At 73.0% G+C, this 16689-nt stretch carries 14 protein-coding genes; 9 read left to right on the plus strand and 5 right to left on the minus strand.

Annotated elements, in window-relative coordinates:
• Positions 1–95: 95 nt before the first annotated feature.
• From ACIG87_RS22035 to ACIG87_RS22050, 4 genes are all read left to right on the plus strand, one after another.
• A complete protein-coding gene (locus ACIG87_RS22035) occupies positions 96–848 on the plus strand; it encodes an NUDIX hydrolase (RefSeq protein WP_396852784.1) in 753 nt (250 codons plus the stop codon).
• Entirely contained in the window at positions 845–1858 is a 1014-nt protein-coding gene (locus ACIG87_RS22040; protein ID WP_396852786.1) for a serine/threonine protein kinase, read from the plus strand. The genes ACIG87_RS22035 and ACIG87_RS22040 overlap by 4 nt, the downstream gene beginning before the upstream one ends.
• Positions 1859–1868: 10 nt before the next feature.
• Positions 1869–2834 carry a hypothetical protein gene (locus ACIG87_RS22045; RefSeq protein ID WP_396852787.1) on the plus strand — a complete coding sequence of 322 codons (966 nt, stop codon included), beginning with the start codon at positions 1869–1871 and terminating at the stop codon, positions 2832–2834.
• An 80-nt stretch (positions 2835–2914) separates the two neighbouring features.
• Positions 2915–4204: an adenylosuccinate synthetase gene (locus ACIG87_RS22050; protein WP_396852918.1), complete on the plus strand. Its 1290-nt coding sequence runs from the start codon at positions 2915–2917 to the stop codon at positions 4202–4204.
• Positions 4205–4221: 17 nt separating this feature from the next.
• Here the strand turns inward: ACIG87_RS22050 and ACIG87_RS22055 are convergent, their stop codons facing one another.
• Both ACIG87_RS22055 and ACIG87_RS22060 read right to left on the minus strand, forming a co-directional pair.
• Entirely contained in the window at positions 4222–5454 is a 1233-nt protein-coding gene (locus ACIG87_RS22055; protein ID WP_396852788.1) for a hypothetical protein, read from the minus strand.
• Between the two features lie 210 nt (positions 5455–5664).
• Positions 5665–6303 carry a TetR/AcrR family transcriptional regulator gene (locus tag ACIG87_RS22060; protein ID WP_396852790.1) on the minus strand — a complete coding sequence of 213 codons (639 nt, stop codon included), beginning with the start codon at positions 6301–6303 and terminating at the stop codon, positions 5665–5667.
• A gap of 77 nt (positions 6304–6380) precedes the next feature.
• Here ACIG87_RS22060 and ACIG87_RS22065 point away from each other — a divergent pair, with 77 nt between their 5' ends.
• From ACIG87_RS22065 to ACIG87_RS22080, 4 genes are all read left to right on the plus strand, one after another.
• On the plus strand, positions 6381–6833 hold the full coding sequence (locus ACIG87_RS22065; protein ID WP_396852792.1) for an SCP2 sterol-binding domain-containing protein: 453 nt from the start codon (positions 6381–6383) through the stop codon (positions 6831–6833).
• A gap of 2 nt (positions 6834–6835) precedes the next feature.
• On the plus strand, positions 6836–8050 hold the full coding sequence (locus tag ACIG87_RS22070; RefSeq protein ID WP_396852793.1) for an acyl-CoA dehydrogenase family protein: 1215 nt from the start codon (positions 6836–6838) through the stop codon (positions 8048–8050).
• Between the two features lie 243 nt (positions 8051–8293).
• The gene (locus ACIG87_RS22075) at positions 8294–9859 is read left to right on the plus strand and encodes an AMP-binding protein (protein ID WP_396852795.1); all 1566 of its coding nucleotides are present in this window, start codon (positions 8294–8296) and stop codon (positions 9857–9859) included.
• Positions 9860–9957: 98 nt separating this feature from the next.
• On the plus strand, positions 9958–11157 hold the full coding sequence (locus ACIG87_RS22080) for a serine hydrolase domain-containing protein (protein ID WP_396852797.1): 1200 nt from the start codon (positions 9958–9960) through the stop codon (positions 11155–11157).
• A 15-nt stretch (positions 11158–11172) separates the two neighbouring features.
• On the opposite strand, the gene purD is transcribed toward ACIG87_RS22080, so the two are convergent.
• From purD to ACIG87_RS22095, 3 genes are all read right to left on the minus strand, one after another.
• A complete protein-coding gene (purD, locus tag ACIG87_RS22085; RefSeq protein ID WP_396852798.1) occupies positions 11173–12423 on the minus strand; it encodes a phosphoribosylamine--glycine ligase in 1251 nt (416 codons plus the stop codon).
• A gap of 200 nt (positions 12424–12623) precedes the next feature.
• Positions 12624–13544 carry a type IV toxin-antitoxin system AbiEi family antitoxin domain-containing protein gene (locus ACIG87_RS22090; protein ID WP_396852800.1) on the minus strand — a complete coding sequence of 307 codons (921 nt, stop codon included), beginning with the start codon at positions 13542–13544 and terminating at the stop codon, positions 12624–12626.
• Positions 13545–13723: 179 nt separating this feature from the next.
• Positions 13724–15013: an adenylosuccinate synthase gene (locus tag ACIG87_RS22095; protein ID WP_396852802.1), complete on the minus strand. Its 1290-nt coding sequence runs from the start codon at positions 15011–15013 to the stop codon at positions 13724–13726.
• Positions 15014–15136: 123 nt separating this feature from the next.
• Between ACIG87_RS22095 and ACIG87_RS22100 the strand changes: the two genes are divergently transcribed.
• Positions 15137–16150: a hypothetical protein gene (locus tag ACIG87_RS22100; RefSeq protein WP_396852803.1), complete on the plus strand. Its 1014-nt coding sequence runs from the start codon at positions 15137–15139 to the stop codon at positions 16148–16150.
• Positions 16151–16689: the final 539 nt, after the last annotated feature.

Below are 16689 nucleotides of genomic sequence, written 5' to 3' on the forward strand. Positions count from 1 at the left end.
TGCGCCCACCACCACACGCGGCGTCGGTTGCCCATGGCCGCAGCATGAGCTAAGTTGTTCTCAGATCGAGTAATTCTCTGACTGAGAGAGACGCCGTGAACGAGCAGGACTTCCTCGCCGCGTACGACCCCACCGCCTACCCCTCGACCGCGGTCACCGTCGACGTGGTCGCGCTGACCATCCGCGAGGACGCGCTGCACCTGCTGCTGATCCGGCGCGGCCAACCGCCGTACCAGGGGCACTGGGCGCTACCCGGCGGCTTCGTCCAGCCCGACGAGGACCTGACCGCCGGGGCCCGCCGCGAACTCGCCGAGGAGACCGGGCTCGGCGGCGACCGGTTGCGCCGGGTCCACCTGGAACAGCTCGCCAGCTACGGCAGCCCGGACCGCGACCCGCGGATGCGGATCGTCTCGGTCGCCCACCTCGCCTTCGCCCCCGACCTGCCCGACCCGGTCGCCGACTCCGACGCCGACGAGGCCGCCTGGCTGCCGGTCACCGCGTTGCCCAGCCGCCAGCTCGCCTTCGACCACGCCCGGATCGTCGACGACGGGCTGGAGCGGGCCCGGTCCAAGCTGGAGTACACCCCGCTGGCCACCCGCTTCCTCGGCCCCGAGTTCACCATCGGCGAGCTGCGCGGCGTCTACGAGACGGTCTGGGGGCACCCGCTGCACGCCGGCAACTTCCACCGCAAGGTGCTCTCCGTCCCCGGGTTCGTGGAGAGCACCGGCACCAGCACCAAGCGCGGCGGTGCCCGGGGCGGCCCCCGGGCCCGGCTCTACCGGGCCGGCGACGCCCGCCTGCTGCACCCGGCGCTGCTGCGCCCCGCCCGGGAGGAGACCGTCCGGTGAGGATCGACGAGGCGATCCGCCTGGTCGCGGTGGCCCGCACCGACGCCGAGCTGTTCGGCGTCGACACCCCGGCGCACCGCTACCGCGAGCTGGTCGCGGCCCTGCACCCCGACCGGCTTGGCGCGCTCGACGATCGGGTACGCGCCGAAGCCACCGACGCCTTCGTCCAGGTCACCACCCGCTGGCACGCCGCCCGGACCCCGCCGCCCACCGGATCGGCGGCCTTCGGCGGGCAGCCGGTCGTGCTCGGTGGGTACCGGCTCGGGGCGCTCGCCCACACCGGCGACCTCGCCGACCTCTACGACGTCGGGGCGGACCGGCTGCTCAAGCTGCCCCGCGATCCGGCCGACAACGACCTGATGGTCCGCGAGGCAGACGCCCTACGGGCCATCGAGGTGCGGGGCGACCCACGCCACCTGCCGTACGTGCCCCGGCTGGTCGACACCTTCCGCCATCGGGAGGCGGCCAGCGGCGCGGAGCGGCGGGTCAACGTGCTGGCCGCCGTACCCGGACTGCACGACCTCGACGCGGTGCGCCGGGCGTACCCGGACGGGTTGGACGCCCGGGACGCGGCCTGGATCTGGCGGCGGCTGCTGGTCGCCCTCGGCCTGGCCCACCGGGCCGGCGTGGTGCACGGCGCGGTGCTCCCCCGACACGTGCTGATCGAGCCGGACGCGCACGGCGTGGTGCTCGTCGACTGGTGCTTCTCCGCCGTCGACGGCGGGACCGTCCCGGCACTGGTCCCCGGTCACGAGGACTGGTACCCGGCGGAGGTGGCCGCGCGCCGGCCCGCCGGCCCCGGCACCGACCTGGCGATGGCCGCCCGGTGCATGAGCTGGCTGATGGGCGACCGGGCCCCGCACGAACTGCGCGCCTTCGCCGACGGCTGCCGCCGCCCGGCGCTGGCCGCCCGACCCGACGACGCCTGGCGACTGCTCGGCGAACTCGACGAGGTGCTGGACCGGCTCTACGGGCCACGCACCTTCCGACCCTTCACCCTCAACCCCTAGGGAGGCTGCCATGGGCAGCGGAATCTGGTCCACCGACGTGTACGACGCCGCCGACCGCTACCGCCGGACCACCGGCACCAGCGCGTTCTCCTACAGCGACAGCGGGGCGCGCACCGTGCACCCCGCACTCGACCCGCGCGGTGCCGTACGCGAGAGCCGCGACAACGCCGAGCACCCGCAGTCGACACCCATCGCGGTGCTGTTCGACGTGACCGGCTCGATGGGGCACGTGCCGCGCACCCTCCAGGCCAAGCTGCCGCAGCTGCTCGGGCTGCTGCTGCGCCAGGGCTACGCCCGCGACCCGCAGATCCTGTTCGGTGCGATCGGTGACGCCACCTGTGACCGGGTGCCGTTGCAGGTGGGGCAGTTCGAGTCGGACAACCGGATGGACGACGACCTCGGCCGGATCGTGCTGGAGCGCGGCGGGGGCGGTCAGATGACCGAGTCGTACGAGCTGGCGATGTACTTCATGGCCCGGCACACGGTCACCGACAGTTGGGAGAAGCGAGGCCGGCGCGGTTACCTGTTCATCATCGGCGACGAGCTGGCGTACCCCCGGGTGAACCGGCGGGAGGTGAGCCGGCTGATCGGCGACGACCTCGGCGCGGACGTGCCGTTGCGGCAGATCGTCGACGAGGTGACCCGCCGCTGGGACACCTACTACCTGCTCCCCGCCGGCAGCCACTACGCCGGCAAGGCCAAGGTGCTCGACTTCTGGCGCGACCTGCTCGGGCAGCGCGCCGTCGTCCTGGACGACCTGGACGCGGTCTGCGAGACCATCGCGCTCACCGTCGGACTCGGCGAACAGGCCATCGACCTGGACGAGGGGCTGCGGGACCTGGACCGGGCCGGCTCCACGGCCACCGGCACGGTGTCGAAGGCGCTGGCCCGGCTGGGCGGCGGCCGGCGCACCGAGGTGTCCGCGCTGCCGGCCCCGACCGCGCCGCGCCCGGCCGGCGGGGTGACCCGGCTGTGAACGACGCCCCCGGCCCCGCCACCCGACGGCCCGGGTCGGTCCCGCCGGGCCCGGACCGACCCGGGCCCGGCCGGCACGTGATCGTGGTGGACCTCGGTTACGGCGACGCCGGCAAGGGCACCGTCGTGGACTGGCTCTGCGCGACCCGTCCCGTGCACACGGTGGTGCGGTTCAACGGGGGTGCGCAGGCCGCCCACAACGTCGTGCTGCCCGACGGCCGGCAGCACACCTTCGCGCAGTTCGGGGCTGGGACGTTCCACCCGGGAGTGCGTACCCACCTGGCCCGGCAGCAGGTGGTGGACCCGCTGGCGCTGGCGGCCGAGGCCGACCACCTCGCCTCGGTCGGGGTGCCCGACGCCCTGGACCGGCTCACCGTCGACGGGGAGGCGCTGCTGGCCACGCCGTACCACCGGGCCGCCAACCGGGCCCGGGAGATCGCCCGGGGTGCCGACCGGCACGGCTCCTGCGGGCTGGGGGTGGGTGAGGCCGTCCGGTACGGGCTCGCCCACCCCGACGAGGCGCCCCGGGTGGCCGACTGCCGCGATCCGGAGCTGCTGCGTCGCCGGCTCACCGCGCTACGGGACCGGCTCACCGCCGAGCTGGGCCCGCTGGACGCCCCGCCGGTGGCGGACTGCCTGCCGGCGTTCACCGGCTTCGCCGCCCGGGTGGCGATCGTCGACCGGTCCTACCTGGCCGGGGCGCTGCGGGCCGGGACCTGCGTCTTCGAGGGGGCGCAGGGGGTGCTGCTGGACGAGTGGCACGGCTTCCATCCGTACACCACGTGGAGCACCACCACCTTCGCCAACGCCGAGACGCTGCTCGCCGAGGCGGGGTCGGCCGGGGCGGCGTACCGGCTGGGGGTGTTGCGGACGGTGACCACCCGGCACGGGCCGGGTCCGCTGGTCACCGAGGATCCGGCGCTGCCACTGACCGACCCGCGCAACCCGACGAACCCGTGGCAGGGCCGGTTCCGGTTCGGTCACTTCGACGCCGTCGCCCACCGGTACGCCCTGGACGTGGCCGGCGGGGTGGACGGGCTCGCCCTCACCCACCTCGACCTGACCGGCCCCGACCCGACCGGCCGGCTGCTGCGGTTCTGCCGCCGCTACGACGGCGTCGACCGGCTGCGCCCCGGCCCACCCGGCGACCTGGACCGGCAGGCGGCGCTCACCGCCCGCCTGCTGCGGGCCCGCCCGGTCTACGACGACTTGCCGACCGACTGGCCGGCGGCGGTGGCCGAGGCGCTGGCCGCCCCGGTGGTGCTCACCTCGCACGGCCCCACCGCCGCCGACAAGACGGCGTACGGCTGGCTGGCCGCCGACCCGGTCCCGGGCCCCCGGCCGGCGACCCGTAACGCCGTGCCGGCATGAGCGGCGGGCCGGTGGGGTCAGCGGGGCGGAGCGGAGCCGTCGTCCAGGTAGGCGCGGAGCGTCGCCGGGTCACCGGGCAGTCCACGGCTGGCGACCAACTGGGAGAAGTTGCCGAAGTTGCGCGTCCCGATCAGCCAACTGTCGGGCGACCCGGCCAGCGTCTCGGCCAGCCGACGTTGCCGGTCGGTGAGGTCGGTCGCGGGCGTAGCGGCGGGGAGCGGGCCGTCGGGAAACGCCATGGTGAGCGCCTGCGCCACCACGGGCAGCGCCTCGGTGCCGGAGACCGACGGAATCCGGCCCAGCAGCACCTCGAAGCCCGCCCCGGCGTGGTCGGTGCCGAGCTGCCGCAGCGCCAGGCCGGCGTGACCGGCCAGGTCACCGTCGAGGAACGGCACCCCCTCGACCCTTTCCCCCCGACCGGCGGCCCAGGTCATCAGCTCGTCGACCGTCGCCCGGTCGGCGGCCGGGCCGAGCACCCGGGCCCGCCCGACCGCCGCGCCCCAGCGGACCACCGGTCGGGCGTCGGTGAGCAGGGCCGGGTCGGGAGCGACGCCGAGCAGCCCGAGCGCGACTGCGGCGGTGCCGGCCACCACCGCCTGCTCCTGCGCTGTCTGCGCTGCGTCGGGGGCGGCGTCGATGAGGGCGGTCAGCGCCGGCACGCTGCCCGCCGCGTCCTCCGGGAACCAGGCCAGCGCGTGGGCGGCATCCACCCGCAGCGCCGGGTCGGGCCGGGTCGACAGCTCCCGGAACAGCGGTACGCCCGCGCGCACCGCGTCGTATGCGGTCAGCTCGATGTGGGCGTACAGCCGCTCCTGGTCGGCCGTGGAGAGCGAGCCGACATAGACGTAGTCGCCCTCGTTGTCGTCGAACTCCGGGTCGCCGGGGTGGGGGGCGGCGGCGAGCAGGGCCGCACCGCCGGCCGCCACGCGGCGCAGCTCGGCCACGGGCAGGTTGTCGGGGAGCCAGCTCTCGTCGTAACCGACGGCCAACGCGACGAGCAGGGCGAGCACTTCGGACGGCTCCGGAGTGACCGGATCGGCCAGCAGCTCCAACAGGAAAGGCACCGCGTAGGCGGTGGCCTCGTAGCGGGTGCCCTGGTGGAAGATGTTGCCGTAGAGGTCGTGCAGGGCCCGGCCCCGGACGGCCGGGTCGGCCGAGGCGAGCGCCCGGAGCTGCGCGGGCACGTCGTCCGCCGGACCGTACGCGTGGGACAACCGGGACCAGTCGATCTCGTCGATACCGTTCAGCACGCGGTGATCCTCGCAGTCGGCTCCGACAGTCCGGCGGCGTGCTGCCCGCCGTCCCGACCAGTGCCGCCTGACCACTGCCGGCCCGACCGGTACCGCCTGACCACTGCCGGCCCGACCGGTACCGCCTGACCAGTGCCGGCCCGAGCGGCCGGCGAACGTGGCGACGCAGCCGGCCCGGCCGGCCCACTGCCGGGTGGCCACCGGTAGCGGTCAGTCCGCCGGGGGGTGCCAGGTGACGCCGTCGAGGAGCTGGGCAGCGCCGAGCCAGGCGACGTTCATCATCCGGGTGGCGGTCTTCTCCGGCTCGGCGTCCGGGTGGTCGGCCAGCCAGTCCGCCAGCGACTCACTCGCGCCGACCAGGGCGTACGCGACGACCTCCAGCTCGGTCTCGGCGACCTCCCGGCCCTGGGCGCGCAGCGCGTGGTCGAACATCCCGGCGACCACGTCGACCAACCGGGCGCGCATCGCGGCCAGTTCGGCGGCGAACGGTTGGGAGCCCCGGGCCTGTCGGTAGAGCACCGCCCAGCCGTCGCGGTGCGCCCCGACGAAGCCGAAGAAGGCCCGCAGCCCGCGCCAGAGCCGCTGGTCGGCCGGGAGGTCGGGGGCGGCGGCCCCGGCGATGGCCTGCACCATCCGGGCGGTCTCCCGGTGCAGGCAGGCGATGAAGAGCTCCTCCTTGGTGCCGAGGTACGCGTAGACCATCGGCTTGGAGATGCCCGCGTCCTCGGCGATCTCGTCCATGCTGGCGGCGTGGAAGCCGCGTCGGGAGAAGACCTTCACGGCCGCGTCGAGCATCTGCTGTTCGCGGACAGCCCGGGGAAGGCGCTTGAAGCTGGGGGTGCTGGACACTCTTGCGAGCATACCTACTCGTGCGTAAGGTTACGCCAGAGTAACCAAATCGGTCCACCCCGAGAGGTGCATTTCCCATGACTGACTTCGACCCGGCCAACTTTGCCAACTACGGCCCCAAGGAGTTCGCCCAGCTGGTCAAGTCCACCCCGGACGACAAGATCGTCGAGGTGATGTCCGGCGACCTGCGCGGCAAGGTGCTCAGCGAGGTCTTCAGCCGGATGCCCCAACTGTTCCGGGCCGACCGCGCCGGCGCCACCAACGCCGTGATCCACTGGAACATCACCGGTCGCCCCGACGGCGGCACCGACACCTACGAGGTGGCCATCGCCGACGGTGCCTGCACCGTCAACGAGCCGCCGCAGCACGACCCGAAGCTCAGCCTCACCATGGGTCCGCTGGAGTTCGTGAAGATCATTTCCGGTGGCGCGAACCCGGTGATGATGTTCATGACCGGCAAGCTGAAGGCCAAGGGCGACCTGGGCCTGGCCGCCAACATCGCCAACCTGTTCGACATCCCCAAGGCCTGACGATGGCCGAGTTCTCGCTCGACCTGAACGAGGAACAGCGGGATCTGCGCGACTGGGTGCACGGCTTCGCCGCCGAGGTCGTGCGCCCGGCCGCGGCCGAATGGGACGCCCGGGAGGAGACCCCCTGGCCGATCATCCAGGAGGCGGCGAAGGTCGGCCTGTACGGCTTCGAGTTCCTCGCCACCTGCTGGGCCGATCCCACCGGCCTCTCCCTGCCGATCGCCAGCGAAGAGCTCTTCTGGGGCGACGCCGGCATCGGCCTGAGCATCTTCGGCACCTCGCTCGCCATCGCCGCGATCTACGGCACCGGCACCCCGGACCAGCTGATCGAATGGGTGCCGCAGTGCTTCGGCACGGTCGACGAACCCGCCGTCGCCGCGTTCTGCACCACCGAGCCGGAGGCCGGCTCCGACGTCGCGGCGATGCGGACCAGGGCCAGCTACGACGAGGCCACCGACGAGTGGGTGTTACGCGGGCAGAAGGCGTACGCCACGAACGGCGGGATCGCCGGGGTGCACGTGGTCACCGCCTCGGTCGAGCCCGAGCTGCGCTCGCGCGGGCAGGCCGCGTTCGTCGTACCGCCGGGGACGGCTGGGCTGCACGCGACCCGCAAGCTCAAGAAGCTGGGGCTGCGCGCCTCGCACACCGCCGACGTCTTCCTCGACGACGTACGGGTGCCGGGGCGCTGCCTGCTCGGCGGCAAGGAGGCGCTGGACGAGCGCCTGGCGCGGGCCCGTTCCGGGCAGCGGGCCAGCGGCCAGGCCGCGATGCGCACCTTCGAGCTGTCCCGGCCGACCGTCGGCGCGCAGGCCCTCGGGGTGGCCCGAGCCGCCTACGAGTACGCCCTCGACTACGCGAAGGACCGGGTCCAGTTCGGTCGGCCGATCATCGAGAACCAGGCCGTCGCCTTCGCCCTGGCCGACATGAAGATGGAGATCGACGCCGCCCGGCTGCTGGTCTGGCGGGCGGCCTGGATGGGCCGCAACAACCGCCCCTTCACCGCCGGCGAGGGCTCGATGTCCAAGCTCAAGGCGGGTGAGGTGGCCGTCTCGGTGACCGACAAAGCGGTGCAGCTGCTCGGCGGCGCGGGCTTCCTCCGCGACCACCCGGTCGAACGCTGGTACCGGGACGCCAAGATCTACACCATCTTCGAGGGCACCTCCGAGATCCAGCGGCTGGTCATCTCCCGCGCCATCTCCGGCATCCAGATCCGCTGACCGCACCTACCTTCCGCCTCGGGTCACGATGGCGTCGGCGCGGTGGCGGGCCCTTGCGGTAGCCGGGTGCTGCCGATGAGCAACACCCGGCTGCCCGTCACCCAAGCGGCGAAACCGCCGGGCCACGGCAGTCCCGCTTCACGGCGGCTGGGCCGCCCGCCGGAAAGAGCGCATGCTCGAAAGGTGGACCCCTGGTGAGGGCCTGAGTCGGCCCCGCGACGCACCCCGAAGGAGGATCGCCGGATGGACCTGCCGTTCATCGTGGCCACGTTGACCAAGCGGGGACTGCTCGCTCCCGGACACCCCGTCCGGGTGGCCGCACAGCTCGGCGCGCTGCGCACGTGGGGCTGGGGAATGGCCGGGGAGCTGCGGCAGGCCGCCGCCCGAGACCCGGGCCGGGTCGCCGTCGTCGACGAACACGGCGACGAACTCACCTACCGGGAACTGCTCGACCGGGCCGAGCGGTTGGCCCGCTCGATGCGTACCGGCCTCGGCGTGCAGGCCGGCGACCGGGTCGGGCTGCTCTGCCGCAACCACCACGGGCTCGTCGAGGGCATCGTCGCCGCCACCCTGCTCGGTGCCGACGCGGTCCTGGTCAACACCGGCCTGTCCGCCGCTCAGCTCGCCACCGTCGCCGAGGAGCAACGCCTCAGGGTGCTGGTGCACGACACCGAGTTCGCCGAACGGGTCCTCGGCATCCCCGCCGAGGTGCACCGGATCGACGAACGCGGCCTCACCGACCTGATCGCCGCCGCGCTCCCCGGCGACCGGCTCGAACCACCCGCCCACGACGGCCGGACCATCGTGCTGACCTCCGGCACCACCGGTGCGCCCAAGGGCGCCCGCCGGCCCGTCCCGAACGGCTTCGGCCCGCTGGTGTCCATCATCGACCGCATCCCGCTGCATGCCCGGGACACCGTGCTGATCGCCGCCCCGATCTTCCACACCTGGGGGTACGCGGCACTCCAGGTCGCCTTCGCGCTGCGCGCCACCATCGTGCTGCACCGGCGGTTCGACCCGGCCGCCACGCTGGCCGCGCTCGTGGCGCACCGGTGTCGGGCGCTCTTCGCCGTACCGGTGATGCTGCAACGCCTGCTCGACGAGCCGCCACCGGAGCCACGGCCGGCGCTGAAGGTGGTCGCGGTCAGCGGCTCGGCGCTGCCCGGCGGCCTGGCCACCCGGTTCATGGACACCTACGGCGACGTCATCTACAACCTGTACGGCTCGACGGAGGTCTCCTGGGCCGCCATCGCCGGCCCCGCCGAGCTGCGCCGGGCACCGACCACCGCCGGTCGGCCCCCGCACGGCACCCGGCTGGAGATCCTCGACGCCGACGGCGGCCCGGTGCCCACCGGGCAGGTCGGCCGGATCTTCGTGGGCAACGAGATGCTCTTCGAGGGCTACACCTCGGGCACCCGCCGGGAGACCCATGACGGGCTGCTCGACACCGGCGACCTCGGCCGGATCACCGCCGACGGGCTGCTCTTCGTCGACGGCCGGGCCGACGACATGATCGTCTCCGGCGGGGAGAACGTCTTCCCGTCCGAGGTGGAGGACCTGCTCGCCCGGCTGCCGCAGGTCCGCGAGGCCGCCGTGCTCGGCGTGCCGGACCCGAAGTACGGGCAGCAGCTCGCCGCCTTCCTCGCGCTGCGCCCCGGCGAGACCCTCGACCCCGAGGCGGTCCGCGAGTACGTCCGGCACTACCTGGCCCGGTTCTCCGTACCCCGGGATGTGGTCTTCGTGAAGTACCTGCCCCGCAACGCCACCGGCAAGGTGCTCACCCGGGAACTCCGCCGCTACTACGGCTGAGCTGGGGCCACCGGGGGAGTCCCCGGAGTCGACGACCCGGGTACGCCGAGGGCCTCTCCCGGATGCCTGCGAACCCGCCGGCCGGCAGGCTCAACGCTATGAAGATCATGAATCGCCGCAGCCTTGTCGTCGCCACGACGCTCGGCACCCTGCTGAGCGTCGTGGCCCCCACCGCAGTCGCCGCCGCACCCGGTAAAGTCGCCGCGCCCGTCCTCGACGGACGCCGGGCCGGGACGGACTGCCGGCCCGGCACCCTCGACCCGACCCCCATCCAGCAGGCGATCGCCGGACTACCCAACGCCGACGCCACCAGCGCCCAGGTCCGGATCACCACGCCCGACGGCTGCTGGACCGGTGCCACCGGCGTCCGGGACCTGCGCAGCCAGGCACCCGTACCATCGCACGCCCGGTTCCGGGTCGGCAGCGTCACCAAGGTCTTCACCGCCGCGCTGGTGCTGCAACTCGCGGCCGAGGGCCGGATCGACCTGGACGGAACCGTGCAGCGACTCCTTCCCGGACTGCTCCCCGCCGACTACCCGACCGTCACCGTCCGCCAGCTGCTCGACCACACCAGCGGGCTGCCCAGCCCCACCGTTCCCCACGACATCGAGTGGCAGCTCGTCCACCGGTACGACCGGTGGACCCCGCAACAACTGGTCCGGCTGGGGCTGGAGAACCCCCGCGAGTTCGAGCCCGGCGAGAAGCAGCACTACACCAACATGGGCTACATCGTCGCCGGCCTGCTCATCGAGAAGGTCACCGGCCACTCGTACGCGACGGAGCTGGACCGACGCATCGCCCGGCCGCTCGGCCTGCGCGACACCTACGCCCCGAGCGACGACCCGACCATCCGGGGCCCGCACGCCCACGGCTACCAGACCGTCGTCCGGGACGGCCGGACCGAGCTGGTGGACGTGACCAACTGGAGCCAGACCTTCACCCCGGCCTCCGGCAACGTCATCTCCAGCCTGACCGACCTGGACACCTTCTACACGGCGCTCTTCGCCGGCCGGGTGGTGCCCGCGGCGCAGCTGACCGTGATGTTCACCCTGCCGACCGTCCCGGACGTCGACGGCGGGCCGGCCCGCTACGGCGCCGGGCTCACCGCGTACCCGCTGCCCGACGGCGAGACCCTGTGGATCAAGACCGGCTCCCGGTACGGCTACCTCGCCGCAGTCGCCTCCACCCGGGACGGCCGGTTCCGGGTGGAGTACTCGATCACCGGCACCGACGCCAAGGGCGAGGAACTCGGCCTGACCGCCCAACGGGTCATCACCGCCACGCTCGGGCTGCTCTGACCCGTCGGTGGACCGTCAGTCGGGGACGGTGATCCGGCCGGCGATCGCGGTGGCGGCGATGTCGCCGCGATGATGCGAACCGGCCAGCTCGATGCCGCGTACCAGGGCGTAGGCGGCGTCCCGGGCGGCGGTCAGGTCCGGGCCGGTGGCCGTACCGCAGAGGACCCGGCCGCCGGCGGAGAGCAGCGCGCCGTCGGCGGCCCGCCGGGCGGTGCCGGCGTGGATGACCCCCGGGTGGTCGGCACCGGTGATCACGTCACCGGTGCGCGGCGCGGCCGGATAACCCTCGGCCGCGACCACGACGGTGACGGCCGCGCCGTCACGCCACCGCAGCGGCGGGTGCGCAGCCAGCGTGCCCGTCGCGGCGGCGTGCAACAGCCCGGCGAGCGGGGTCTCCAGCAGCGCCAGGACGACCTGGGTCTCCGGATCGCCGAAGCGGGCGTTGAACTCGATCACCCGGGGGCCGGCGGCGGTGAGCGCCAGCCCGACGTAGAGCAGACCGGAGAACGGGGTGCCCCGGCGGCGCATCTCGGCCAGCGTCGGGTGGACCACGTCGGCCATCACCTCCTCGACCAGGCCGGACGGCGCCCACGGCAGCGGCGCGTACGCCCCCATGCCGCCGGTGTTCGGGCCGGCGTCGCCGTCGCCGACCCGTTTGAAGTCCTGCGCGGGCAGCAGCGGCAGGGCGGCGTCGCCGTCGGTCACCACGAAGAGGGAGACCTCGGGGCCGGACAGGTACTCCTCGACCACCACCCGGCCGCACTCCTGCGCGTGCCGCAGCGCGACGGCCCGGTCGTCGGTGACCACCACTCCCTTACCAGCGGCCAGCCCGTCGTTCTTCACCACGTACGGCGTGCCGAACTCGTCCAGCGCCCGACCGACGCTCTCCGCGTCCGTGCAGGTGTACGCGCGGGCGGTCGGCACCCCGGCAGCCGTCATGATCTCCTTGGCGAAGGTCTTGGAACCCTCCAACCGGGCGGCCTCGGCCGACGGCCCGAACGCGGGGACACCCTTGGCGCGCACCGCGTCGGCGACCCCGGCGACCAGTGGCGCCTCCGGCCCGATCACCACCAGATCGGCACCGACCTCCACGGCCAACTCGGCCACCGCGACGGGATCGACGGGGTCGACCTGTCGCAGCTCCGCCAGCCCCGCGATTCCCGGGTTGCCGGGTGCCGCGAGCAGGGCCTCGACAGCCGGATCATCGACCAGCCCCAGGGCGAGCGCATGCTCCCGCCCGCCACCACCCAGAAGAAGTACACGCACGGCGACGAACTCTACCCACCCCCCACCAATCCCCTCCCCCCACGCCCCCGCCCCACCCACCCTCACCCCGCCCGCCCAGTCGCGGTGATCAAGAGCTTTACGTCAAAGTTGATCTCTGAGGTGACACAAACCTCTTGATCACCGCGGAATCAGGGGGAAGGGAGGGGGAGGGCGGGGTGGGGGGCGGGGTGGGGGGTGGGTCAGGGGGTGGGGGGCATGGCTTGGCGGATTGTTTGGGGGATGTAGTCCGGGCGGAGAGCGTCGGACCAGGTGAATCGGAGAATTCGCCAGCCCGCGTTGACCAGGCGGTTCTGCCGGCGACGGTCGGCGAAGAGGGCATCCGGCGTGCTGTGCGGGCCAGCGCCGTCGGCCTCGGCGATCAGCCGCGCGGCACGCCAACCCAGGTCCCCGACGCCGAGCAGATGACCGTCCCGGTCGCGGACCTCCAGCTGCAACACGTCGGGCGGGACACCACCGTCGACGCATCGCAACCGTGCCCAGGTTTCCAGCGGTGACTGGGCCCGCCCGTCCGCCTCGCCGAGATGGCTCCTGGCCGCCGGAGCTCCTCGTCGGCCCCGGACGAGCGTCGGTACGGTCGCCAAGTCCTCACACGTGACGAGTCCGCTGTTCAACGCGGAGTCGAGCACGGACACGGCCGGGTACCGGCCCTGCCGGAGAATCACGTCCGTCACGGTGCGCAACGGTGAGGTGGTGGGAATGCCGGCCACCTCGACGATGTCGCCGGCGGCCACGGTCAGTTGGTGGATCACGGGGGAGGGATCGCCGGTTCGCTGCGGCCGGGGTCGGTCCACCGGCACCGAGACGTGGACGGCGGAGCTTCGGCGCAGTCCGGCGATGCCATGCAGATCCAGTGCGCTGTCGAGGACCGCGAAGGCTCCCGGGCCGAGGCTCGCCACGGCAGCCCGGATGCGGGCCCGCGCGGTGGCCGCGCCGTGCAGTTCCCCGACCGGCGCGAAACAACCGCGGGCCAGCCTCGTCCACCGGCCGGAGCGCCAGAGCTGCCGAATCTGATCCCGGGTCAACCCGGCCGCCAACGCCTGTCTGGTGGTGACCATCCCGTCCTGCGAGGCAGCGACACGACGGATGAGTTCGAGCGGCATCACCGCCCCACCCTCACCCCCCACCTACCCCACTTTCGACCCCTGTGGACAACCCTGTGGATAACCCGCACGGGATCAGCTGGTGATCAAGAGGTTTACGTCACGAGCCTGCTCATCGTTGACGTAAACCTCTTGATCACCGGGGAGACCGGGGAGACCGGGGGCGGGGGAGGGAGGGGTTAGGGGAGGAGGGGGTGGCGGACTACGTTTTCTTCGCGGCCGGGGCCTACGCCTACGACGCTGACGCGGGTGCCGGTGAGCTCCTCGATGCGGGCGATGTAGCGGCGGGCGTTCTCGGGGAGCTCGTCCTCGGTGCGGGCCTTGCTGATGTCCTCCCACCAGCCGTCGTGCTCCTCGTAGATCGGGGTGGCATGGTGGAAGTCGGTCTGCGTCATCGGCATGTCGTCGAAGCGTTCGCCGTTGATCTCGTACCCGATGCAGATCGGCACCTTGGGCATGCCGGTGAGCACGTCCAGCTTGGTGATGACCAGGTCGGTCACGCCGTTGAGGCGGCAGGAGTACCGGGCGACGACGGCGTCGAACCAGCCGCAACGACGCTCCCGGCCGGTAGTGGTGCCGTACTCGTGGCCGACCTTGCGCAGGTGCTGACCGTTGTCGTCGAACAGTTCCGTCGGGAACGGGCCGGACCCCACCCGGGTGGTGTACGCCTTGCTCACCGCGATGACCCCGGTGATCGCGGTCGGCGGGATGCCCGCGCCCACGCATGCCCCACCCGCCGTCGGATTCGACGAGGTCACGAAGGGGTACGTGCCGTGGTCCATGTCGAGCATGGTGGCCTGGGCGCCCTCCAGCAGCACCGTCTCGCCCCGGTCCAGGGCGTCCCAGAGCATCACCCGGGTCTCGGCGATGTACGGCCGCAGCCGCTCCGCGTACCGCAGGTACTCCTCGACGGTCTCGTCGACGTCGATCGCCTTGCGGTTGTAGACCTTGAACAGCAGCTGGTTCTTCTCGCGCAGCGCGAGTTCCAGCTTCTTGCGCAGGATGCCCGGGTCGAGCAGGTCCTGGAGCCGGATACCCATCCGGGCGACCTTGTCGCCGTAGGCCGGGCCGATGCCGCGCCCGGTGGTGCCGATCCGGGACGACCCGAGGTAGCGCTCCACCACCCGGTCCAGCGCCCGGTGGTGTGGCATGATCAGATGCGCGTCACCGGAGATCCGCAACCGGGACACGTCCACGCCACGCTCGGCGAGCCCGTCGATCTCGGCGAGCAGCACCTTCGGGTCGACCACCACCCCGTTGCCGATGACGATCATGGCGCTCGGTGAGAGCGCGCCCGACGGCATCAGGTGCAGCGCGTACTTCTGCCCGTCCGGGGTGATCACCGTGTGGCCGGCGTTGTTGCCGCCGGAGTAGCGCACGACGTAGTCGACCCGCTCACCCAGCAGGTCGGTAACCTTGCCCTTGCCCTCGTCGCCCCACTGAGCGCCGATGAGCACGATCGCTGGCATCTTTTCCGCCTCCAGAAGGCTCGGGTGCCAGGTGGCGACCGGTTGGCGAGCCCGGGGTGTCAGGCTAACAAGTAGGAACGGCGTGGCCAGCAGGGGTTCGCGTCGAGAGGCAGGAGGCCCGGAGTGTACGACGTGGTGCTGCTCACCCTCGGCTCGGAGCGGGACGCTCCCGGTGGGGGCTGCGGCAGCGGCGACGCCTGCTGCGGCGGCACCTCCGAGGCAGCCGGACAGCCACCCGCAGCGGCCTCCACAGACCATTGCGAGACGCCGCGCGTACCGGTGCTGACCTGCGCGGATGCGTTGACCGACCGGGGTGCCCGGGTGACGACCGTGACCGCTCGCTCGGACGCCGAGGTCGACGAGGTGCTGGCCCGGCTGGACGGCCCGCCCCGCCCCGACGGCCTCACCTGGCCCGACCCGGACTCGAAGGTCCGGCTGGTCGTCGCCAGCGCCAGCGACGCCCAGCTGCGCGCCGTCGTGCGCCGGCTGGTCCGCCGGTACGCCCCACCGCCGAGTCGCCGCCCGGCCGAGCTGGCCGGCAACCGTACGGTGCCCGATCTGCCGCCGATCGGCGTACTCCCGCTCGACCCCACCCGGGGTGGCCCGCACCGGGACCTCGCCGCGCAGCTCGGCCTGCCCCGTGACCCGGCGGCGGTGGCGGCGGCCGTGCTCGACGGCGGTGTACGCCGGCTCGACCTGCTGCGTAACGACGGTGGCTCGGTGACCCTGGACGGCGCGCTGCTCGGTGCCGCCGACGACGCGGGCCGGCCGCTACACTGGCGCGGCCGGGTCGAGGTGGACGACGCGGTGCTCTCCGACGGCACGGACCCGATCCTGGCCTGCGCGATCGGCAATGCCGGCGGGTACGCGACCCTCGACTCGTTGCCGCTGCTCACCGCCCCCGACCCGACCGACGGTCTGGTGGAGGTCGCGGTGGCCGTTCCCGTGCTGACCCGCTCGACGTTGGGTAGGAAGAAGAGGATCCGGTACGAGGTACGTCGGGCCCGGGGCCGGGCGATGGCCGTGATCCCCCGCGACGAACGGGTGCCCTTCCTCGACGACGGTGTCGAGGGCGAGCTGAGCCGGAAGCGGTCCTGGTGGACCGAGCCCGGGGCCTGGGCGGTCTACACGGGCTGACCACCACTCGCGTCCGTCACCCGTCGTAACGGAAACAGGACGGCCTATCCTCGGCGGGAGGAATGGGGAGGAGCCGTGGTGGACGACAACGCCGACCGGGCAGGACTGCCCGGCCAGCAGCAGGTGCCCGAGCGGGACATCGAACCGCTCTGGCCGCCCGACCCGGCCGACCCGGTGCCGCACTGGGCCGGTCAACCCACGCCGGTCTACCCGCCGACGGCGTACCCGTCGCTCGCTGCGGAGGTCACTCCGACGCCGTCCGACAGTGGCTGGGACCAACCCGGCGACGGCTGGACGCCCACCCGTCCGGACCCCACACCCACCCCCGTCCCCGACCTCGCACCCGGGTACGCCGCCCACAACTACGACGACCCGCACAGCTACCCGCAGCGCGGCTACCAGCACGGGTACGACGACCCGCAGGGGTACGACGCCCCATCCGGCTATGACGACCCGCACGGTTATCCGCACGGCTACGACGACCCGCACGGCTACGACGATCCGCACGGTCTCCGGTCGCCAGGGTCGACGGAGCGCCA

It is taken from the genome of Micromonospora sp. NPDC051925, assembly GCF_044548625.1.
In the GTDB taxonomy this organism is placed as follows: Bacteria; Actinomycetota; Actinomycetes; order Mycobacteriales; family Micromonosporaceae; genus Micromonospora.